Annotated in this window: 21 protein-coding genes; 6 read left to right on the top strand and 15 right to left on the bottom strand. The window is 52.3% G+C overall.

The features are described 5' to 3' along the window. Window positions 1-274: 274 nt before the first annotated feature. Together ACR0NN_RS10565 and ACR0NN_RS10570 are read left to right on the top strand one after the other, a co-directional pair. The gene (locus ACR0NN_RS10565) at window positions 275-1,231 is read left to right on the top strand and encodes a helix-turn-helix domain-containing protein (RefSeq protein ID WP_170725295.1); all 957 of its coding nucleotides are present in this window, start codon (window positions 275-277) and stop codon (window positions 1,229-1,231) included. A gap of 134 nt (window positions 1,232-1,365) precedes the next feature. Next, on the top strand, window positions 1,366-1,551 hold the full coding sequence (locus ACR0NN_RS10570; RefSeq protein ID WP_170725395.1) for a DUF3291 domain-containing protein: 186 nt from the start codon (window positions 1,366-1,368) through the stop codon (window positions 1,549-1,551). A 300-nt stretch (window positions 1,552-1,851) separates the two neighbouring features. On the opposite strand, the gene ACR0NN_RS10575 is transcribed toward ACR0NN_RS10570, so the two are convergent. Further along, the gene (locus tag ACR0NN_RS10575; protein ID WP_480684619.1) at window positions 1,852-2,427 is read right to left on the bottom strand and encodes a carboxymuconolactone decarboxylase family protein; all 576 of its coding nucleotides are present in this window, start codon (window positions 2,425-2,427) and stop codon (window positions 1,852-1,854) included. Between the two features lie 150 nt (window positions 2,428-2,577). Between ACR0NN_RS10575 and ACR0NN_RS10580 the strand changes: the two genes are divergently transcribed. After that, window positions 2,578-3,462, top strand: a complete 885-nt coding sequence (locus ACR0NN_RS10580) for a LysR family transcriptional regulator (protein ID WP_170725290.1) — start codon at window positions 2,578-2,580, stop codon at window positions 3,460-3,462. A gap of 60 nt (window positions 3,463-3,522) precedes the next feature. Here ACR0NN_RS10580 and ACR0NN_RS10585 read toward each other — a convergent pair whose 3' ends face one another. The 3 genes from ACR0NN_RS10585 to ACR0NN_RS10595 all read right to left on the bottom strand — a co-directional run bounded on the left by ACR0NN_RS10585 (window position 3,523) and on the right by ACR0NN_RS10595 (window position 7,735). Then, the gene (locus ACR0NN_RS10585; RefSeq protein ID WP_170725289.1) at window positions 3,523-3,699 is read right to left on the bottom strand and encodes a hypothetical protein; all 177 of its coding nucleotides are present in this window, start codon (window positions 3,697-3,699) and stop codon (window positions 3,523-3,525) included. Between the two features lie 1,339 nt (window positions 3,700-5,038). Further along, the gene (locus ACR0NN_RS10590) at window positions 5,039-6,538 is read right to left on the bottom strand and encodes a ShlB/FhaC/HecB family hemolysin secretion/activation protein (RefSeq protein WP_170725288.1); all 1,500 of its coding nucleotides are present in this window, start codon (window positions 6,536-6,538) and stop codon (window positions 5,039-5,041) included. Window positions 6,539-6,802: 264 nt separating this feature from the next. After that, on the bottom strand, window positions 6,803-7,735 hold the full coding sequence (locus tag ACR0NN_RS10595) for an SdiA-regulated domain-containing protein (protein ID WP_170725287.1): 933 nt from the start codon (window positions 7,733-7,735) through the stop codon (window positions 6,803-6,805). A 182-nt stretch (window positions 7,736-7,917) separates the two neighbouring features. Here ACR0NN_RS10595 and ACR0NN_RS10600 point away from each other — a divergent pair, with 182 nt between their 5' ends. Next, window positions 7,918-8,676 (top strand): DUF4956 domain-containing protein, encoded by a 759-nt coding sequence (locus tag ACR0NN_RS10600; protein ID WP_170334791.1) that lies wholly within the window; start codon window positions 7,918-7,920, stop codon window positions 8,674-8,676. On the opposite strand, the gene ACR0NN_RS10605 is transcribed toward ACR0NN_RS10600, so the two are convergent. The 7 genes from ACR0NN_RS10605 to ACR0NN_RS10635 form a co-directional block, all read right to left on the bottom strand. Next, window positions 8,677-9,618, bottom strand: coding sequence for a metallophosphoesterase (locus tag ACR0NN_RS10605; RefSeq protein WP_170725285.1), 942 nt, complete (start codon window positions 9,616-9,618; stop codon window positions 8,677-8,679). After that, window positions 9,608-11,041, bottom strand: coding sequence for a hypothetical protein (locus tag ACR0NN_RS10610; RefSeq protein ID WP_170725284.1), 1,434 nt, complete (start codon window positions 11,039-11,041; stop codon window positions 9,608-9,610). The genes ACR0NN_RS10605 and ACR0NN_RS10610 overlap by 11 nt, the downstream gene beginning before the upstream one ends. 784 nt (window positions 11,042-11,825) lie before the next feature. Next, the gene (locus ACR0NN_RS10615) at window positions 11,826-11,999 is read right to left on the bottom strand and encodes a hypothetical protein (protein WP_157054209.1); all 174 of its coding nucleotides are present in this window, start codon (window positions 11,997-11,999) and stop codon (window positions 11,826-11,828) included. Between the two features lie 42 nt (window positions 12,000-12,041). Next, window positions 12,042-12,347, bottom strand: a complete 306-nt coding sequence (locus ACR0NN_RS10620; RefSeq protein ID WP_170725283.1) for a hypothetical protein — start codon at window positions 12,345-12,347, stop codon at window positions 12,042-12,044. A 52-nt stretch (window positions 12,348-12,399) separates the two neighbouring features. Next, complete coding sequence (locus ACR0NN_RS10625; protein ID WP_170725282.1) at window positions 12,400-13,014, bottom strand: hypothetical protein; 615 nt, start codon at window positions 13,012-13,014, stop codon at window positions 12,400-12,402. Between the two features lie 142 nt (window positions 13,015-13,156). Continuing rightward, entirely contained in the window at window positions 13,157-13,369 is a 213-nt protein-coding gene (locus ACR0NN_RS10630) for a hypothetical protein (protein WP_170725281.1), read from the bottom strand. Between the two features lie 363 nt (window positions 13,370-13,732). Beyond that, the gene (locus tag ACR0NN_RS10635) at window positions 13,733-14,032 is read right to left on the bottom strand and encodes a hypothetical protein (protein ID WP_058282225.1); all 300 of its coding nucleotides are present in this window, start codon (window positions 14,030-14,032) and stop codon (window positions 13,733-13,735) included. 571 nt (window positions 14,033-14,603) lie between these two features. On the opposite strand from ACR0NN_RS10635, the gene ACR0NN_RS10640 reads away from it, so the two are divergent. Both ACR0NN_RS10640 and ACR0NN_RS10645 read left to right on the top strand, forming a co-directional pair. Then, window positions 14,604-15,119 (top strand): DUF805 domain-containing protein, encoded by a 516-nt coding sequence (locus ACR0NN_RS10640; RefSeq protein WP_170555158.1) that lies wholly within the window; start codon window positions 14,604-14,606, stop codon window positions 15,117-15,119. Window positions 15,120-15,194: 75 nt separating this feature from the next. Continuing rightward, window positions 15,195-15,965 carry a hypothetical protein gene (locus ACR0NN_RS10645; RefSeq protein ID WP_170725280.1) on the top strand — a complete coding sequence of 257 codons (771 nt, stop codon included), beginning with the start codon at window positions 15,195-15,197 and terminating at the stop codon, window positions 15,963-15,965. An 88-nt stretch (window positions 15,966-16,053) separates the two neighbouring features. Here ACR0NN_RS10645 and ACR0NN_RS10650 read toward each other — a convergent pair whose 3' ends face one another. The 4 genes from ACR0NN_RS10650 to ACR0NN_RS10665 all read right to left on the bottom strand — a co-directional run bounded on the left by ACR0NN_RS10650 (window position 16,054) and on the right by ACR0NN_RS10665 (window position 19,722). Further along, window positions 16,054-16,209, bottom strand: a complete 156-nt coding sequence (locus tag ACR0NN_RS10650; protein ID WP_170685155.1) for a hypothetical protein — start codon at window positions 16,207-16,209, stop codon at window positions 16,054-16,056. 754 nt (window positions 16,210-16,963) lie between these two features. Further along, complete coding sequence (locus ACR0NN_RS10655; protein ID WP_480684624.1) at window positions 16,964-17,776, bottom strand: peroxiredoxin family protein; 813 nt, start codon at window positions 17,774-17,776, stop codon at window positions 16,964-16,966. A 154-nt stretch (window positions 17,777-17,930) separates the two neighbouring features. Continuing rightward, window positions 17,931-18,770: an SDR family NAD(P)-dependent oxidoreductase gene (locus ACR0NN_RS10660; protein ID WP_480684626.1), complete on the bottom strand. Its 840-nt coding sequence runs from the start codon at window positions 18,768-18,770 to the stop codon at window positions 17,931-17,933. 67 nt (window positions 18,771-18,837) lie between these two features. Beyond that, window positions 18,838-19,722: an SDR family oxidoreductase gene (locus tag ACR0NN_RS10665; RefSeq protein WP_480684628.1), complete on the bottom strand. Its 885-nt coding sequence runs from the start codon at window positions 19,720-19,722 to the stop codon at window positions 18,838-18,840. Window positions 19,723-19,838 lie beyond the last annotated feature (116 nt).

The raw sequence follows: 19,838 nt of genomic DNA on the forward strand, positions 1-19,838 counted from the left end.
GATACCCCTGTTTCATGATTTACTTGTTTTCAGACCTTCAAGGATCAGATGATGGCAAAAGGTTGAAAGGGAGAGTTCGCTGTCTTCAGCCTGTGAGCGCAACAACTCTTTTTCGCTTTTGGTTAGCAGCGTTACGACGCGTTCGGTGCGCGCAGTATCGTCAGGCAACGATGGGCGTCCGAACCTCTTCCCTCTCGATTTGTCTGCGTTGTCTTGCAATTGTCCACGCCTACATATTCGAATAACATTTCATGAAAACTACCTGCGGGGCGGAATGGACGACATCAAAAAACGATCAGCCCCCAAAAAAACCTGCGCCCCAAACACACTTTTTTTGCAGGACCCTTCGCAATTCCGCAAGCTGTCCCAATGGGATGTCGAGCTACGCCAAATTGAAGAGGGAACTATGAACTCTTCGGTATCCGTTTGGGCAGGTCTTGACCTTCAAATGATTGATTTGTCGTTTGATAAGGCTGTGTACCAAACCGGTGTTTCTCGCCCTGACATTCTAGCGTTTGGCTTACCAGACAAAGGGAGTGTACGGACTTGGCTTAACGGCTCACCTTCAGACACCGCTCTGATGAATTTTGGTAGCGGAGACCCTTTTGAAGGCGTGAGCAATTCAACGCTCACAGGCCTGACCTTTGGCATCGACATCCGAAGCGCTCAACGGATCGCCGACGATTGCGGTCTTGATATCAGCACCGTGCGAAATGACGCTATAAGATCTTTCGTTAGCGACGCTGGCAAGCTTCATTCCTTAGTAAAAAACAAAGCGCGCTTTCTAATTGGATCAGCGGCCGGACCAAGCTCTGATAGTGAAGAGAGTGATATGATCTTAGAGCTTCTGGAAATGCTGGTGGTAGGCGAAAAATGGAGTGATCGGCGAAACAGTAAAAATAGAACCCGTTTAGCACAACAAGCCGTTGAGTTCATGCGGGCCCATTTGATGGATAACGTGTCAATCGGTGAAGTATGTGCAGATATTCAGGTATCCGCATGCACTCTTCGTCGCGCGTTTCAGGAAACATATGGGGTGAGCCCCAAGCAGTTTTATCTAAGAGCCCGTCTCGGTGCTGTGCGCCATGGACTGGTATCCTGCTCGCCAGAGGAGAGTATATCGGACATCGCAAACGCTTACGGATTTTGGCACATGGGTCAGTTCGCGCGAGACTACAGAGCACTCTTTGGACAACTGCCGACACAAACGTTGTCAGGCAAAATGAACTGAAACAGAGCTTGGCAACAGTCTTTGGCGCAAAGTTTGTGTTAAGCAACTGTAGTTGCGGAGCCACTGTCAGAGTTCAGTGGCTAGCGACGCTGAGACCTTGGCAGTACGCGGCCTAACTTGTCCGCAACACGAGAATTGCAAAGTCGGATTTTGAAGGTCCGCTTCGGGCTGCTACTCGACAGACGAATATCTGGCCAATCCGGGCTGGCCATATCCCGAGCCTGACAGAAGGAAAGGAAAAACTTCTTCGGTTGAGAGCAGGCGGGCCAAGTCCGGAGGCTTACGACTTTGCAACTGGCAAAGATATGGTTGTTAAATAAGCAGCTCGGCGACTACAAATCTGGATCGACTATCCTTTGGTGCTTTTATTTACTCCTGAACCACCAAGTCTTCAAAACGCCTGGCTCCAGCTTCTGGTAAGGTTGCGAAACGAATTCCATCAAGACCAATTTCATCTCGGAGCTTTCCCGCTGGATTGGTCTGAAGACAAAGTTCTACTCAAAAAGGATCAGAGTTTCGAAGGCATATTTGATACACTCAGCATATCCGATTGGCAGATCGTCAACGTGTCATCAGCAGTCGAAACTTTTGCACCGACGTCCTTTCCAACCCTGCGGTCTTCATACCGGTTCACCATCGAAGCTGAACGTTATGTTAGCTATTACTTCTGGAAAATCATACTTCCTGTGTGTCTTCACGATGTGGGTTGCGTAGTTCGACAAAACCTTGAGTGCCGTTCCGGCGATGACCTCAAGAACGGTCTGCTTTGAATATCCGGCCTCGATCAGAGCGTCGACCTGCTCAACACTGGCCCATCCTCGCGTTTCGTTGATGGTTTCAGCAAAAATGCGAAGCGCTTCGAGTTTGGCGTCCGCGATTGGTGTGCCCGCGCGCAATGCCGTGATGACACTGTCATCCACTCCTGCCATCTTCGACACGGCCGTGTGCGCCGCCATGCAATAGGTGCAGCCGTTCAGACGATTATTCGTCATCAGTATGATTTCGCGTTCGGTGGGCGTCAGATCTGTTTTCTCGAAAATGCCCATCATGGTCATGTAGCTTTCGACCAGAACAGGGGATTCCGCCATTGTCGCCATCAGGTTCGGTACAAAGCCCATTTTGCCTTTGATTGCTGAGAGGATCGGTTCGGACCCTTCAGGCGCTGTGTCTACCGTGTGCTGTGCGTAGGTTGCCATTTGATGTTCCTTACTAGAATGCGTTTACGTCGGAGTTTTCAGAGTTCAACCAGCCAGACGTGTTTGTCGCCTGCCGTTGCGCTCAAATGTTGCTCATAAGGAGATTGAAAGGTAGGCTGCCAAAAAACCTAACTGTTATTCATAATGTGAATGCCCGACAACTTCTCCACGTTACGCTTGTTCTCGCGGGTCGCACGTACCGGCAGCTTTACCGCTGCGGGAAAAGAAACCGGCAAATCTCAGCCTTCGGTGTCCCGGATCATTTCCAACCTTGAGCAAGAGCTGGGTGTTCAACTGTTTGTGCGTTCGACGCATGCCGTTCGGCTGACGGAAGCTGGGGAAGAATATCTGACGCGTATCGAGCCGATCCTCTCCGACATCGAGGAGGCAAACCACTTCGTCAGGGGCACGGGCGAACTGCGTGGTCGTTTGCGAATCGGCGCAGCAGCGAGCTTTGCCCAAAGAGAGATCATACCCGCCCTGCCACCGTTTCTGGAACAACACCCAAAACTCAAAGTGGATCTTGTTCTGACGGATTCGATGCAGGACTTGATTGATGAGGCTATAGACGTTGCCATCCGATTTGGACCATTGGAAGATTCAACGATGGTTGCGCGCAAGCTGGGCACGACACCCAGGGTCATTGTTGCGGCCCCTTCTTATCTGGAAAAAGCTGGCAACCCGAAGCAGCCCTCTGATTTGGTGGATCATCAGGTCATCCTCGGCCCGTCAAGCATTGGAAAAGCGGGTTGGAGCTTTGAGAAGGACGGAAAAGTCCAGTCTGTTCGTGTCGAAAGCCAACTGATGATTTCCGTCAATGAAAGCACAACCACGGCCGCGGTCGCCGGTTTGGGCATTGTCAGCACGTCGTATTGGAGTAGCAGGAACGAGTTGGACGCAGGAAGTCTCGTGCAATTGCTGCCTGATTGGACAATCGGAAACGTTGAAGTGAACGCGTTACTGGCGGGTGGTCGTCATACAAAGCCTTCAGCCCGCGCTTTCACAAAGCACTTGCAAGAAGTTTTGACTAAGTGAACTAGCACGGGAATAGCGGCCTACTGCGCGCATATAAGAAAATGCCGGGACTAACCCTTGTTAGACCTGCTTTGGGGCGAGCTTGTTCCACTCATCAGCGCTCATGCTTTTTCGTGTTAGCTCATCCTCTGAGGCGAACTGCGCTGCTTTGAGGAGGAGAAAGGCCACGGTGATGGCGTCTAGCTCGCAGCGTTTCTCGAATTCTTCGGTCGTCTCATTGGGCCCTTTTTCTGACATTCCCATTAACCTTCTGAAAGATGACACCTTCGGTTGATGTCTATTCGTCAACTTAACCTTGGTTGGAAACCAGTTTCCCACTCGGAAGAATTCCTCTAAGGCTTCAAGATGTGCCTGGCGCTACTGCTGCTTTCGTTTGACCGAAATAATGCAGCCAGAATGTTTTGGATGCCTTGCAGGCACATCCCGTGCCATTGCGTCCACGTTTCCCAGGTGCCGTAACGCTCCGTTGTTCAGCAATACGCCTCGCCCAGCATCATAACGGCGCTGTCCAAATCCGCTGGCAACGCATTCCCAGTCTTCCTTGGCGGCCGCGTTGCGAAATCTTGGTAGGTCATGCGGGTCGTGCCTTCCAGGCGTTGCTGCGACGTGATCGTGTTTCTTCGCATTGCTTTGGTGGGTTAAATGGTGGGTCACTTGAGTTGTGCCAGGTCGCTGGACAGTACCGGTTGTCGGCCTCGGCTTGGGGCGCATGAGTGTCACGACGCCTTGTGGTTTCGGATGTCCTGGGACTGCCACGTGAGTTGCGGTAGGTTTTGGTTTCAACTGTGGAACCTGGCCAGGAACCGCCGTGGGAATCTGATTGGGGATTGCGGTTGGGACAAGCGGTGGTGTCGCTGTGTTACCGCTGGGTTGCGGAACACGGCCGGGTACTGCGACCGGAATCTGGTTTGGTGTTGCGTTCGGGATGAGCGGTGGCACGGCAGTTTGACCGGTGGGCTGAGGTGGGACCTGACCAGGAACTGCGACTGGTATTTGGTTTGGTGTTGCGGTGGGCACAAGTGGCGGCACCGCTGTTGGGCCGGTAGGTTGAGGCGGAACCTGGCCAGGGATAGCTATCGGAACTTGATTGGGAGTTGCAGTCGGAACTTGCGGCGGCACCGCGGTGGGACCAGTAGCCAATGGCGGAACCTGATTTGGAACAGCTGTCGGAACCCGGTTTGGTGTCGCGTTTGGTGCCAAAGGCGGAGTTAGGGTCGGCGCTACTACCGGCGTGGGAACCTGACCAGGAATCGCTATTGGTGTCGCAATAGGAACCTGACCGGGAATTGCGTTCGGGACCGCGCCCGGCGCAAGGACTGGAACGGTAACGGACGTGGGCGTTTGCTGCGTTCCCTTAGACGGCAACTGATTTGCCACTGGCTGAGTTGGGCCAGTAACTTGATTACCTGCCCCTTGCCCACCAGCCTGCCCGCACCCTTGGCTCGACTGGTGTGGGTTCCCTACGCCTCGGCACCACCCGTAGTGATTTCCGCGGGCAACGACCTGAGTAGCGGCCAGTTCTGCAATCAAACAAGCTGCGGTAAGCAAAACAATGCGGTTCCGTTTCATAACATCCTCACCAACTTGTTGTCAGAGCAAGATACGCGCCAGGATCGCCAGAGTCGGTCAAAGGGCCGTCTCTCAAAGGGACACCAACGTATCCGGACAGGAATAGGTTTCGTTTGAACTCAACGTCCAAGCCCAGACCCGTCGATGCCAGTGTAGCATTATCAACTTCGAAACTCGCAGGGTCATTGTTCGAGATGTAACCCACGTCGAAAAAGGCAAAGGGCGTTAAGCGATGTATGCTCTGGGAACTGGGGAAGTAGGAATGAGACACTTCGAAAATCGCGGAAATCCCGGAATCACCGTCCACTTCGTCAAAACGATATCCGCGCAAAGCATAGCGATCACCAAGGAAGTACTCTTCGACAGAGGGCAGCCGGTCTGTTGTGTACTGCCCCCAAATCTCGGTGCGCCAAGCTGTGTTGGGCGACAAGCCTGTTAGTGGGCTTTCGTATCCGATGCCGCCTCGTAAATGCCAGAACGAAGAGTCCCCGTCATCAAAATTCGCGTCTGTCGTGTCGTTGTCATTGTCGCCAAAAGATAAGGTGAGCCCTGCTTCCAGAGCTTGTCCCTTTGGATAGTTTTGCCCGTAAAGATATGTAAGGCCAACGACACTCGCGTCACTGGATAGTGGAACGCCACCACTGACTGAGTCCGCTTTTGAAACGCGATAATCCAGCAGAAAATATCCATATTGGGCTACGTCTCGGATCACGGGGTAACCCATTGCAATGGTGAAGTTCTCGCCGTCTATATCTGTTCTCGCAAAATTCCCTGAGAGGTCACGTTTTGCGTTTATGTTCCCGTAGAAAATCTCACCGTATAGACCATTGCTGTTCAGCGGTGTGCGATAGGTAAGGGCGCCCCATAAAGAGTGTTCATCGTCTTTGTCCCAATTGTAGTTGCCTGACCCCTCAAAGCGCAGCAAATCCCCGACGGTCAGCGTTGAATAAAACTCTTGTACGACATAGAAACTGAGCGCTTCTCCAAGCTCTCGCGGAGGGTTGTCGAGTGTCGCGCTGCCTGCTTGCTTGCGTAGAGGTTCTCCTAACACTCTCAGCCGAGCACCAGCCTGATCCGGGTAATCAAGTTCGGTCGACACGTCCAAGTCGGGTATGTCCTCGGCTAACATAACGGCCCGCTCAAATCGTTTTAGAGTTATAGGATATGCGGTAGTGAGGGGGCGAAAGATATTTTCCAAGGTTTGGAACGTGCGCGTATCTACCCCCTCTATTTCGATGGTTTGAATACGCCCTTCATCAACAACTATGCTCTGCCCATCGGGACCAGGCCAGGCCTCAGCCAAGAAGTAACCGTCTTCTCGGTAGATCTGAGTGATCGTTGATGCGACCTCCACCGCTGTGATGCGCCCTGACCGATTGAAGGCCAATTGACCGGCAAAAGTTAACAGCTCATCCGCATCATACACCGTTACGCCGCTGACCGAGTGCTGGGACGCGATGTCCCAGGTTTGGGCAATGCTACTTCTTGGAACTGATGCAGTGGCCACAAGAGTGCAAATGATCGCAAAAACAACTGAGCTGAATACGCGCATTTTTGACAACCTTAAAGTGACTGAGCATGTTGAAGTCCAATGTTATTATGTGGTTCGCATGTGTGAACCTGACGCTACTCGAATGTATTGATGGGTGATGTTTTTAAGAAACACAGTGAACAGAACGCAGATTTACTTAATATGCCGCACATAAGACGGCGCTCACTTACACAACTCGGCTTTTCAACAAGTTAGAGTAGAGAACTAGTAGGACAGTCCTCACAATTCTGGTTGCTCAAAAACATAAAGCCGCGATTTCTTGGCATCGTCTGTCAGGATATAGAGAAGCCCTCTGGTCTCATCGAGCGCGATCCCTTCGGGATGTTTAACTTCTTTTTGTTTTCCATCTTCTGTGAACGTCAAACTGATAGACTTTACGGACTTGGACTCTGGATTGTAGACGAAGATCTGACGGCTTTTGTCACTCACAATCCAAAGAGAACGCGAGGACTCGGACCATGCCAGGCCGCTCAAATCCAGTTCATCATCATCTACACGCTCGGAGATAAAACCTGCATCGCGGGCTAAAGGAATGATCTCAATAATTTCGTCTAGCTCTGGCGATAACACCATTAACAACCTTGGTTGTCCCTCAATGCCAACGAAGACCCGCCCGGATTCCGGGTCAACGGCGATGCCTTCGGGTCCCTTGTTCAAAGGGTTGCCGACGAGTAATGCAGCGGCGGTCGGGTAACCTTTAAGAGATGCGAGAGGTATTGTCGTCAGTTGAATGGGATCAGTTGGGTGAACGACTAGGATTGATCGGTTAGTTTCTTGAAGCACCAAAACAGACCCATCTTTTCGAGGTGCAACACCCTCCAAATCTGATCCTGCCAATGCTGGTAACTTGAAAGAGTTTCCTAATACCCCGTCGACTCCGAGTAGGTGCAGTTTAGGTTCGGCATCACTTACAGACCACAAGAAGCCTTCAGCGTTGGACATTGCCAAACCGGAAGGCTCTGAAAATCCCTCTGATTTGTCTGCCACCTTGAATTTATCGACCAGAATCAAACCAGTACTTTCAGCGTAGGCAAAATCGGTCCAAGGCAAGAAGGCTGCCGCAACCAAGCTGGCCGCAAAAGCGAGTCGTCTAAGTTTGCAGAAACACTGTGAAATTTCAGCTTTTGACGAAAACACTCTGTTTTCTGTCATTGGATTCTCTCGCGCTTGGACCACATCTCTGTATCAGCGTTCGTATCACAGTCCGGATACGATGTCCGAGGAATGCACTGTAATCTCTTTACCTGATCCCGCCTGTTGCGATTGAATTGAATAGGGCACGATGTGCCTTTGGTTAAGCGTAAGCCTTTGGCGCGAGCAGGAAGGAAGACAAGTTGAATACGACCCTCACATTTGTGACCGTGTTGTTGATGCTGCTGTTGCCAGGTGCTGCGGTGTCACAAGTCGACCCTGCGACGATGCTGGCCGGGGCTTCGGGGTCGGAAATCGTTATCGAACGCCGGTGGACGCAGTTTCGTGGCAAACAGGAACTGTATTTTTTTACTCTCGATGTGATCGTCACGATCATTCTGGCTGGCTTGATCGTCTATCATCCGGTGAGACGTAAAGCCCGTAGAAGCGTCCGCGACATAGTTATGCCCAGACTGTTCTTCCTTTACGCGCTAATTGGAATGGCTGTGGGATTCCTGGTAGTCCAGCACGGGTCAATGATTGGTTTCGTTATCTTTGGCATCGGCGCGTTGCTCAGGTTCCGCTCCAATCTCGATGATCCGGTGGACACTGTCGAAATGATAATCGTAACGGTTCTTGGTCTTGCGGTCGGTTTGGGCTTGCCGCTGATGGCCACACTGGTGGCGATTGTGTGTTGGTGTTTTATTTGGCTGGGTGGACGCAACAAGGGTGTCGAAGTCTCCCTCAAGGCATCTGACGAAGAGCACTCATTGAACGTCAGCGGCGCCATTGAAGCCATGGCCGCAGACGCTGGCTGGAAGCTGGTCAGAAAACACCACGTCCCCGGAAAGTCTCGCGTCTCTTTGCTTTTCATCACTTCGGGTGGACTTTCAGAAGCCCGAATCGAAGAGATGATAAACGATCTGGTCCCTGATAAAGTTGAGCTGAAACTCAACCTCTAGTCATTTAACAAGGTCTAAACGTTTCAACACCGCGTTCGGGGATCTGATCTCTTTCGGGAGCGCCTTGAAGTTTACCGACCTTTCGAAATCAGGGCCTCGGTGTACTGCTATCCCAAACTCTCCGTTCGGCTGGAACGTAACATGAGTGAAGCTGTGAGGTGATCTGGCGCTATCGCCAATAAGCCGCCGCGGACCACCTCCCAAACAAGCTTGAGAGACATAAGCCACACCGTCTTTCCAACCGGGGTAGAAGGCATGATGGTGGCCAGACAGATGCAGAACCACACCGCTTTCCAAATAGATTTTTTCAAGTGTTGGGTCGCCGATTATTTCACGTTCGCGCTGGATCGCGAACGGCCAAAGTGGGAGGTGACTGAAAGTGACAATCGGGTCTCCGTCTGCACCCAATTCCTGTAACCGGTCCTGCTGGTCACCGGATAGGGGTCCTAGGGTCGTTGCATCCAAAGACGCAAACGTAATGCCCTGCATCTCAAATGCGTAGAAGAACGGGTAGTCATCTGAAACCAGGAAGTCGACGCCTGGTTTTCTCGGCGTCCATTCCTCTGCGTATATTTTCCTTTCACGCTCGAACCCTCGGTAGGCGGAGGCATCATGGTTTCCAGGTGTGACCGCAAATGGAATGCCGGCAGCCTCTAATGGATCTGATACGGCCTCGTGAAACGCATTCCACATCTCCCTGACCTGTTTGTCGGACAAGTTGGGAATGCGCTGTCCCGCAACCATATCTCCGGTCGAAATAACCAGATCTGGATCAATCTCGATTATGCGCTCAATCGCCCTGTCGACGCGGGCATCGTATCTTACCGAACCATAGCTTCCATTCAGATCCGATATGACGATGACATCCAATGCCACCGCTTTGCAGGCGAGCAGAGCGGTCCAAATGAACACCGCAATAAGAGCAGAACACCTACGGTACATAACAGTCCACAGCCTCTACCTCGGTGCCGTTTCTCAAAAAGAATGCGACAGGATCCAAGTCGAACATCAAATCGCCATTTGAACAATTGCTCTGAAGAATGGACGTTGCCAGCGCAGTATTTTTGACGACTTGTGCAATCTGACTGTCTGACAACCCAAAGCTTTGCGATAGCCAGTCATAGACTGGGCCTTGGGATTGAAGGTCACTATTCAATGCAACCAAGCGCCGATACGTGCTTGGAGAGAAGTGGCGAATTTTCTCCAGCATTTGAGTAGATTTCGCGAAGTTGGCGTATTCGACACGCCCACCAGCATCGTTGTCGTTTAGATTGCTGCGACGGATCAATAATGCGTCGTCGGGAACGTCTCCATCGTTTGGCTCATGGTGCTTGGCTTTCTTATGCTTCAGCTTTCCGTCTTCGACCCAATACCAATAGGGTGTGAAGTCTATGTTTCCTACGCGGTCCTGCTGGCTAAAGATGAAATCGAGGAGTACAATCTCGGTAAGTTCTTGCATCCAAAATGCCATCTGTTGGTCGCTGACATCGGGACCGAGATCCTTGTTGATCATCCGGTCTCTTCGACCTTCTCCGACGCCCTCTACAATGGCCTCAGGCAAGGGTTTTGAAGAACGCAAAGCCAAGAAAGCAGGAGTTTCCTGAAAATCACGGTTTTGTCCTTTTCCCCAACCAGATTTTCGGGTTCCGTTGATTTCCGAGCCGTATCGATGCCCAGGACTATCAAGCAGTACACCGTAAATTTGCGTTCGATCTGCGGTGAAAAGATCGTTGGTTGGCTGGTATGATTTCGGTTCAGCATCCGCAGCTGCGAAGACCCGCCAGCCTTCGTGGTTCATGCGCCCGCCATGAGATCCACCGGAAATCGCAAGGCCAGGCTCGGCGACCTCGGAAAAATGCGCCTGGGCGTCCATGCTACGCCAAACGGCGACTGGAACTTTGACAATCGCGTCGAAATATCTGGAGAAATGATAGTAAAGCAGCGACGAGGTGGAAAAGGTTCCACTGGTGCCCTTTTGGTTCATGGTGGATTTGAATTTGGCCACTCTGTCCTTGGCTAGATCTTTCGCCGCCTTCCCCTCTTTGCAAGCGTTTCTCTCGAATTCAGAACGGTTCCCCACGTAAGGTCCTTCCGAGATATCGTAGACGGCCATTCCTGGGCTGGTGCTCCAGGTTTTTGGGCAAATAGCAATTTCGGAGGCATAGAAATCGATCTCGCAATAGGCCGTTTCTTCATCAAGATCGCTGTTCTTGTACACGCCAGTCGGAACTTTTTCGATGCGGATACAGCGTTCAGTAACGCCGTTGGGACTATCAAAGGTCGTGGCTTCACCGAGAACATCATCGTTCGCCCACAAGACAGTGGGTGCAATTAAAGCAAGTGACCCCAGAAGATTGAACTTCATTTGGATAGTCCTCCCAATATCATTTGGGGCAAATCGCTGCCTGTTGCTCGTTGGAGATCTTCAATTTTGGGTCGACACTGAAGTTGGAAAATTTTGAGTCAATCCACTTGTCGCACCCGCCTGAACAAGGGGCTCCGTTTCGGGCATCATTCCAATATTCCTTGGCCCTTTCTTCTGTCCAACCGCAAAACTGAACGAGCGCCATCGCCGACAATGCACCTGAGGAATGAACGCCCCACATGCAGTGCACCAGAACAGGGCCCTTTCCAGGGTTTTTAATCACCTCGTGTATGGACGCCATGACAGCATCGGGTCGGGAGGATCTGGCACTTTGATAGTCAAAGGATCCGCTTCCACAACTGGTGCGACCGTATTCAGTGTTTTTGCCAAAGTCCGCATAAAACCCGGTTGAAAACCCTTCACCGCACAGAGTTTCGCGTTGACCTTCACTTAGGCCAGTTCGATCCTTGTCGCCGCCCTTGAAGCCGGATCGATACAACACTCCGCTTAAGACTGGGCGAAAGAAAGCGACACCATCAATGCCTCCGTCACCACCCTTTGAAAGCATTTGACTGTTGCTTGGACCGCCATTTCGACTGGTCACGTCAGAATTCGCAGCGGTTGCGAAAACAACAATGAATATGAGGGACGCCAAAAACCGCATGCCAAATCCTTTCTATTCTTGAACCTTTAATGCTCAAACTCTTGCGACCTGATAGTCTCTCGGAAAGGCTAGTTCATGACAACCATATCAAGTGGGCAAATAACTTTCCGCTGTGAAACTTTAAATAGGCCACACGAGATTGATGATAACGACGACTACGAAGTAGGCTAGAACAACTTTCCAGTTCCATTGGTGCTTGTTTTCTTCGTTGATCACGCCTGCCGATTTCAATGCCAGGTTAGTGATGATTAAGGCGACAACGATGACCGCCGCGTGTGCCAGGTCGAATTGCAAGTTTGGGCTCCTTCTCTTGGATATGGGATTGATGGAAATTTGTCAGCAGTCACCTGATGGCAGCATAGCTACATCTGAGTACCTTCCTTCAGACGTCGTGATCTGAGCACATGCACCTGTATCCTTGTTAAACCAGTACGAGGTCAGCCCTTCGCTTCGGATGAGTTCAAATCCGAGACTTTGGATGCCCATTTCAGCTTGGCCCGCTCTTGCCCCTTCAAATGGCGAAAGATCGCTAGAACTGCCCACAGTTGGTGCACTTGCATCTACCGAACCGCTGCTCTCATCGCATGCTGCAAGCGCAGAAATGCACATTGTGCCTATCACCAATAGCACTTTGGATTTCATCTGTTTTTCCTAGCATTTTGGGGGATACGTTTTGGGGTTTCTAGTCGATCACTTATTCAATTCCGAAAATTACGTTGTAGCTGACGGAAGAGTTGCTGCGATTGATAACCTCCACAACATGATCACCAGATTGCCAAAGCTGCCCTCGATACTCATTGTCCGCCGACATCAATTCCAACAGTTCAGAACCATCGGGGTTGCGAATAACGTAGTCCAAGGAGCCATTTCGCGGAGCAACGCGAACGTAAAGGAACTGTTCGTTTTTGGCACCCAGAACGTATTGCTGCGACGCTCCGGGCGCAAGTTCACCGACTAGTTCTGCGCCGGTGGAACCAGCATCGAATTTGACACGTTGGCTACCAGTAGACCCGGCTGCGCCTGCCATGGCTCCACCGCCATCATCCATCGCTTCGACAACCGACATCTCGCCGATGCTTCCATCCTTGTACGCGATGCAGCGCCAAAGTGTTCCACCTGCATCTCGCAGCATGACCAGCGTACCAGCTTCCGAGAACTGTGAGCTTTCAATCGTACCTGATTGACCGTCTGGTCCTCCAACCTGCCGCAAATGGTCAATACACGCATCGTCGGCTTCCGACATTGCAAACGAAGCCGTGCCGGCGATAGCAAACATCGGTGCGAGGAATTTGAGTACAACGAGTTTCATCAGATGGTTCCCTATTGGCTTGTCCTTACAGTTTTGTTCCGTACAAAGCGGAACCTCACTTCGCGTCTCGTAACTTTGACAGAAATTCATCGCATGCCTGCGCGCTGCCGACGATCTCGTCCGTCGTTTCAATTCCTTGCAGTCACGCCATTTCGGAATTTACGCGGTTGAGGATCTGATCCGCTTGCTCGGCTGTGATAAGGTTCTCAGCTTGTGCTCCTTTCAATGTGGTGCAGACACCGGCAGACAAGCCTGTCGCAACGCCGACACCCACCGCGGCCCCGCCACCCAAGGTCATCGCCCCAACCACGCCGAGGACGAGCCCGATCACAATTCCCAAGATTACCTTTCCCATGTTTTCCTCCCTTTTGGTGAGAAAGAGTTCAGCCACCACTACTGGCGCAATCTGCGTGCCCATCTGCAAATCAAAACCAGCGCTAACAGGTTGAGCGCCGGAGCAATCGCCGCGAACCACGGCTTGGCGGAATCCGAAAATAAGTCCGCCACAAGTATCCAAGGTAGTCCCAACGGCAGCAGGAACACTCCGGACAAAGGGTCTCGTTCCTGTCCCAACCAGCCAAATGTGCCCGTCAAGAATGCAACCAACGCCAACAGGTACATGACCGCGAATACGATGATGGTGGTTCTACAAACCAAGTCGAGCCTCAGCAGATCAAGCCAATGCTGCGCAGCCGTTTTCAGCTACGCAGCAGACAGGTCACAATGCGCCTTCGTCGCCCAGGAACTCGATACCAGCTGTCGCGCCATCACTGTAAGCAATGCAATTCCAAGGAGCACGATCCTCGCCAACGCCGACTGTGACCTGTGTTCCCGCCTCGCTAAACGCGGATGAGAGCACCACGACTTGCGAATTGTTCGTCGTGTTGGCTACATCTCGCAAACACGCCTGCTGAGCCGGCGTGAGCTCGGCGGACGCGCTTGATGTACTCGTATCGTCGCAGGCCGCAAGCAGTGCGAAACATGTCGTGCCTGCAATCATCACCATCTTGTTAGACATTTTCTTCTCCCTCTGGTTCCCTTGAAATTAGTGAAATTGGATGGGCTTGTTTGAAGTTCTCGCGTCAGAGCAGGCTATGGAACATACTTCGACCCTGTGATTTCCCTTCCCAACAACTTGTCGCGGGGGGCTTGGCGGGCAGAGCGATATTACTTTGACTACCGAGACCGCCGACAACGTGTGAAAGCTGAATGACGACACTGGCAAAAGCTCGAGCGAATTCTGGAAATAGGGCGAGTACGTTTAGTCTGAGCATCGCGTCCTCCCAGCGCTCAATCATTGTAAAGTGCCTTCCGACCGCCAGCACTCACTCCAGCAGTCGGAAGGGCTCGGCACAGCGAGCAGCAACGACAACAACGGAGGTAAAATAAAGTTGTGTCGAATTCGCATGTTTGAATCTAATTTTTAATAAATCAATATTTTTTCCGCGCGTAAAATTCACTACGCTTTCGTGCGATAGGCTTCTGCTTTCAAACAAAAAGGTAAGTGGGAGCGTCCATAAGGGCGAATGTGATCTTTTGGCTCGGCGAGGCGTTCTGAGGCCGCACAGAAACTGAAAAAGGATTGAAAGATGGGATTTGGTGAAGCCGTTAAAACGTGTTTCTCGAAGTACTTCCAGTTCTCCGGCCGGGCTTTACGCTCAGAATATTGGTGGTTCTTCTTGTTTGTGGTTGTCGTGAGTGCTGGTTTAGCTGTGCTGGATACGATCATATTCGGGACCAACCCTGAAACAGGGCAGGGATCTCGGGTTCTGTCCTCTGTTTTCCAACTGGCCGTTCTCATACCTATGCTGGCCGCCGGTTGGCGGAGGCTGCATGATACAGGACGACCTGGCTGGTACTTGCTGCTGCCGATGGCGCTCAGTATTACAACGCTTTTTGTTATGCTGGGTGGGGTAGCGTTCTTTTCAGTATTGGAGCAAGGGACCGAAAATCCCGATGCATTGCGAGGACCTGCGGCCGTCCTGGGTGTGACCGGTATCGTTGTTGTCTCAATCCTTCAATTGGTTCTGTCCATTCTGATGATCTGGTGGCTGACACGACCTTCCCAAGAAGGCGCAAACGAATACGGCGAACCTGTTTCCTGATCTGGCTGTCCGGGCAATTGGCTGGAACTTCTGCTGAACGACAGTGCGAACCGTAACTCAATGGAGAGAAAAAAAATGAGCTGCAAAACCATTTCCATTGGAATGCTACTGATGGCAGTGGCGACCACAGCATCAGCGGAGTGGTCGTTCAGCTCCGGGCCCAACCCCAATGCGTTTATTCAGACAGGAAACATGACGCTGGAACTTCAGTGTGACCGTATTCGCTTTGCTCCGGCTGGATTCGAGGACAGCCAGGACATTGCGGACAAGCAGGGGCTTTCCATTCGTTTCTTGAAGAACGGCACCACCGAAGTTGGAGCATTTCAGGTTGGCGCAAAAAACGCTGCCGTGCAGATCGTCGACAACTATCCCGTCGAGGTCAGTTTCAATAGTCAGCCGGACTATGGTTTTGTTCTGGACCAGCTTGCGGCCAATGCATCGGTTAATCTGTCGATGATTGATCAAGATGTCAGCTACGGAATTTTTGACTTGAAAGGTTCCAGCGCAGCAATTCGGTCCCTTCGTTCTGCGTGCGATTTAGAAGTTAGCCAAGAGACCTCCTACGAAGCGCCCGAAGGCATCGTCTATTGTGGTGGAGGAGCGAAAAAACGCGTGATCGAACCCGTAATTTTGGACAATTCGGAGGGGGAGTGGGACGCAAGAGTAACAGTCAACGGCGAGTCGATTAGAGCCATGACAGCCTACAGTTACTTCGGAAACTCTGAGCCGCCGGCGGGATTTGTTGTCGCCCTGCTTGGGGAAGACAGGTCCGAGTTTCTGATTTTTAGCGAAGGCTCGGCAAACTGGCTGGAATATGGGGATTACAGGTATGAACAATGCAACTGAAGCCACCTTCCAACCGGCTTCCCAATTGGCAAGCTACTTGAAACGTTTGGTATCTGCGATCCTGCTTGGTTCGGGCCTGGTTTGGACCTCACCAGTTGTCGCGGCTGACGTTTCGCAACTTCCAACCGGTTTGCGAGCAAAGGTTGATCTGGCGGCGCAGGCATGCGCGGAGTTCAACAACGGTCAGTTTGACATAGCCTGGGGCGCGGTTGAAAGGGTCGATCTCGACGGAGATCTTCAACACGACTGGGTTCTGAATGAGTCTGGTTTCGCGTGTTCAAGCGCCGCATCTCTTTATTGCGGAACTGGCGGATGCATGTCGCACTTTTGGGTTAGTGAAGAGGTGCACTCCTTGCTCAACCAAGGCTGGACAGTCGTTGATTTTGGGCGTCAACGCGTTGTTGTTGCGGATATTCATGGATCCAATTGCGACGGAATAAACCCAACGCCTTGCGTCACCGCCAGTGTTTGGGATGCGGACGCTAAGACGTGGCGTTCGTCTGCTGGCGATTGGGAATAAGTTGCATTTGGGCACCGCACAATAGCCTGAGAGCCTGTTTGTTCGATGGGTTCTCTGTAGTATGCAAACTTATGGGCAAATCGTGCAAAGTTATGCGCAATTACCGCGCAGAGTTATGGGCAAGCTTCCAAGATTTTCTTCAATGAAATCAATGTTGGGAATGCTGCGTTATGCGCGCACCTACATCAGTTGTAGGTTTGCGCATAACACTTCGCGCACCCCATAAGTTTGCGTAGTTCGCCCATAGTTTTGCGCTGCGCGCTTGTCTGCATTAGCGACGAATTCAATCAGTTTATGACTTAGTCGTCGCGGTTATGGCCCTTTGCATTGCTCAATCCCGCAAAGGGCCTCGCTAAGGAACCTTGGATTCTCGAGAAGGTCTGCGATGCGCAGAAAGCGGACTTTGCAAAGTTGAGCCGACGGCCCTTAAAGTGCCGCGCTGTGATACGCGGCACTTAGTGTTGGGTCACAACAATTCTTACGCCGCTGAGAATGCCCGGACGCTGCCTCGTGGTTCGAACACATGCAGGAACGTATCGGGATGAGGGCGAATGCGGTAGTTGTCCGTCTCGTCTCCAAAGATCACCGTTCCGTCTTCATCCAGTGCAATGACAGTCGCCTTGACTGTGTCGGCAGGGTAGCCCGGCATACCAGACGGAGCGCCACCCATATCTTCGATACCCAGTGCTTTGGCAGCGGCAAGATCATTGTCTTGCAGGATTTCATACTGCGCCGGAAGGTCCGGGTTTTTGGCGAGCTTCTTTGAGTTTTCGATGCCCTGATTAGAGATGAACTTTACTTGCACGCCTGCCTTCGCCAGTTGATCCGCCTTCGCTTTGACTTCTTTGAGCTGGTTCATGCAAAAGGGGCACCAGTTTGCACGGAAGAACACCAGCAGGGTCTTTTTGCCGGCAAAGGACGCAGACGTCGTGGTGGTCTCGTCCAAGCGCTGCAGCCGAAGCTCGGGCAACGTTTTGCCTTTCACGATGGCTGCGCTCGGCTTGCGGCCATAGTTTGAGAAGACGTGGATGTACCATTGCATGGTGATTGCGCCGTACAGCGCCAGACCCACGGCGACGTATTCGCTGGTGGCTGCGAAACCGCCGCGCGCGCTGATTTGGTAGATCACCCAAGCCACTGCGGCCAGGTTGATAATTTGAATGACAGGCAGGTTCTTGGATGTCCGGGAAATGCCCAGTGCACCGGCCAGAACCATCAGGAAGAATGGCATGGTGAACGTGGCAAAGAACGTACCGATCCAGATCGGATCGAAGCCCGACAGGTAGAACATAACGGCCGAGCCAATACAGGTTGCGCGGTGTTGCTGAAAGACAGGAGCTGTTTACGATAGACTAAACGCGAATTGAAAGGCGCCGCCTAACCCTTATGGCCGCCGGATAGTCTTCAATCTTTAGCTTGTGCTGAGTGGTGGACTTTTACGATGATCAGTCAGCCTTCGCCACAAACGCCTCGAAAGCCTCCTTATAGTCTGGATGCCATCGGCTTAGTGGGGGGCGATTTTCGATGACGTCTCCCACGCTCCAGGCAATGCGTTTCTCATCGACATCACGTGAGACATCATTGTCGGGGCAGAGGATGTAAAAGTCCCCGCGGTTCACACTGTCGACAAAGAAGTCGACCGTCTGCTCTGCGGTCCAAGCGGAGGCAGGTTTTTCAGGCAGGGAGATCATACCAGTATAAACAAAGCCAGGCACAAGGAGATGCGCTGTGATCTGATGGCCGGGGCCGTTTCTCAGCTCATGTGATAGCGCCTCGGTGAATGCTTTCAGAGCCGCCTTTGAGACGTTGTAAGCCGGGTTGCCCGGAGGTGTGGTGATACCTTGCTTGGACCCTGTATTGATTATTGCACCTGGCCTGTTTCGCGCGATCATATTTGGTGCGAATACCTGAGTGCCATGGATCGGGCCCCAAAGGTTCACGCCCAGCATCTTCTCCCAAGCCGTGGCGTCCCCAATGGTCGATGATTTGCCGCCGACACCAGCGTTGTTCATTAAGATGTCTGCCCCGCCGTAGCGGTCTCCTACCATCCGTTCCAACGCCTCTAACTGCGCGCGATCACTGACATCTGTCTCAGACGTCATCACATCGGCCGCACCGGCGGCGGACACCATGTTTGCCGCGGCAGCCAGTTTCTCGGTGTCTTGATCAACAATAACAATGCGCATGCCCATCTGAGCGAACTTCACTGCGGCGGCGAGGCCAATGCCTGAAGCACCCCCGGTGATCACGGCCACAGAGTCTGAGGTAAATGCGGGGTGTGTCATCGGCTAGGCTCCTCCTATTCCCGTGTTGGATCGACAGGCCCGGAAAACCCCAGACCTGCCGTTGTTTTTAGGCCGCGTTGGCCACGTTAGTTTTAAGCTTCATCATACCTTCCATACCGTAGGCGGTGAAGAGCGCCTGGGTTGCCATTTCCGCTTGCACGTTCATCGGAATGACAGGGTCTGCCATGCCGCTCTTGTCCACTTCATTGCGAAACTGCCGCTGTCCAGGCGCGGTATGAATCACCTCGAGCACCGCGTCCGACACGATCTGCGGAACCTGTAACGGGTTGTTGGCTAGGGATTCCCCCATGCTTTGCAGCATGGCCTCGGGCGCTCCGGCAAATTCGCCATAGCTTGCATCCCGGTCGCGCGAAGACGGCTGAATGAGGTTGTTGAAGAAGTTCGTTGGGAAGCCGCCGGGCTCGATGACAGCGACATCGACACCAAACTGGCTCAACTCCCAGCGGTAGTTTTCGCTGAGCGCCTCCACGGCCCATTTCGCCGCGTTATAAGGCCCAAGGAAGGGCACTGTCACGCGGCCAAGAAGGCTAGTAACGTTCAAGATCAGCCCGGATTGCCGGGCCCGCATTTTGGGTAAGACGGCGCGGATCATCCTCTGCACTCCAAAGACATTGACGTCAAAGACGCGCTGAAAATCGTCTCCAGAGAAGTTCTCTTGCAGACCGTGTGCACCCGCACAGGCGTTGTTGACCAACACATCGATCTGCCCGAGCGTGGTCTCTGCCGCGGCTACGCCGGCTTCGACGGAAGCATCGTCTGTCACGTTGATATCGACAACCTCAACGCCGAGATTGCGCAAGGTCTGCGCAGCCTCCTTGTTGCGTCCTTCGGGATCGCGCACAGTCCCGGCAACGCGATGCCCGGCCCTGACCAAATCCGCCACAATCAGATTTCCAAATCCGCTGCTGGCACCTGTAACGAGTATGTTCATTTCTTTTCTCCTGAATGTGGCCCCGCAATGGACCCTGTGATGGCTCGAAGTTAGAGATTGCCAATTGAAGGCAACAGACATATCAAATTGAACCATTGGTTGCAGAAATTAGAACA

Source organism: Ruegeria sp. BA2 (genome assembly GCF_056539605.1).

Coding starts and splice junctions, on each gene's coding strand:
- ACR0NN_RS10630 (WP_170725281.1), bottom strand. CDS start 13,369: ATGGGAAAGGTAATCTTGGGAATTGTGATCGGGCTCGTCCTCGGCGTG.
- ACR0NN_RS10635 (WP_058282225.1), bottom strand. CDS start 14,032: ATGTCTAACAAGATGGTGATGATTGCAGGCACGACATGTTTCGCACTG.
- ACR0NN_RS10610 (WP_170725284.1), bottom strand. CDS start 11,041: ATGAAGTTCAATCTTCTGGGGTCACTTGCTTTAATTGCACCCACTGTC.
- ACR0NN_RS10585 (WP_170725289.1), bottom strand. CDS start 3,699: ATGTCAGAAAAAGGGCCCAATGAGACGACCGAAGAATTCGAGAAACGC.
- ACR0NN_RS10575 (WP_480684619.1), bottom strand. CDS start 2,427: ATGGCAACCTACGCACAGCACACGGTAGACACAGCGCCTGAAGGGTCC.
- ACR0NN_RS10580 (WP_170725290.1), top strand. CDS start 2,578: ATGCCCGACAACTTCTCCACGTTACGCTTGTTCTCGCGGGTCGCACGT.
- ACR0NN_RS10640 (WP_170555158.1), top strand. CDS start 14,604: ATGGGATTTGGTGAAGCCGTTAAAACGTGTTTCTCGAAGTACTTCCAG.
- ACR0NN_RS10625 (WP_170725282.1), bottom strand. CDS start 13,014: ATGAAACTCGTTGTACTCAAATTCCTCGCACCGATGTTTGCTATCGCC.
- ACR0NN_RS10645 (WP_170725280.1), top strand. CDS start 15,195: ATGAGCTGCAAAACCATTTCCATTGGAATGCTACTGATGGCAGTGGCG.
- ACR0NN_RS10620 (WP_170725283.1), bottom strand. CDS start 12,347: ATGAAATCCAAAGTGCTATTGGTGATAGGCACAATGTGCATTTCTGCG.
- ACR0NN_RS10655 (WP_480684624.1), bottom strand. CDS start 17,776: ATGTTCTACCTGTCGGGCTTCGATCCGATCTGGATCGGTACGTTCTTT.
- ACR0NN_RS10665 (WP_480684628.1), bottom strand. CDS start 19,722: ATGAACATACTCGTTACAGGTGCCAGCAGCGGATTTGGAAATCTGATT.
- ACR0NN_RS10660 (WP_480684626.1), bottom strand. CDS start 18,770: ATGACACACCCCGCATTTACCTCAGACTCTGTGGCCGTGATCACCGGG.
- ACR0NN_RS10605 (WP_170725285.1), bottom strand. CDS start 9,618: ATGTACCGTAGGTGTTCTGCTCTTATTGCGGTGTTCATTTGGACCGCT.
- ACR0NN_RS10565 (WP_170725295.1), top strand. CDS start 275: ATGGACGACATCAAAAAACGATCAGCCCCCAAAAAAACCTGCGCCCCA.
- ACR0NN_RS10595 (WP_170725287.1), bottom strand. CDS start 7,735: ATGACAGAAAACAGAGTGTTTTCGTCAAAAGCTGAAATTTCACAGTGT.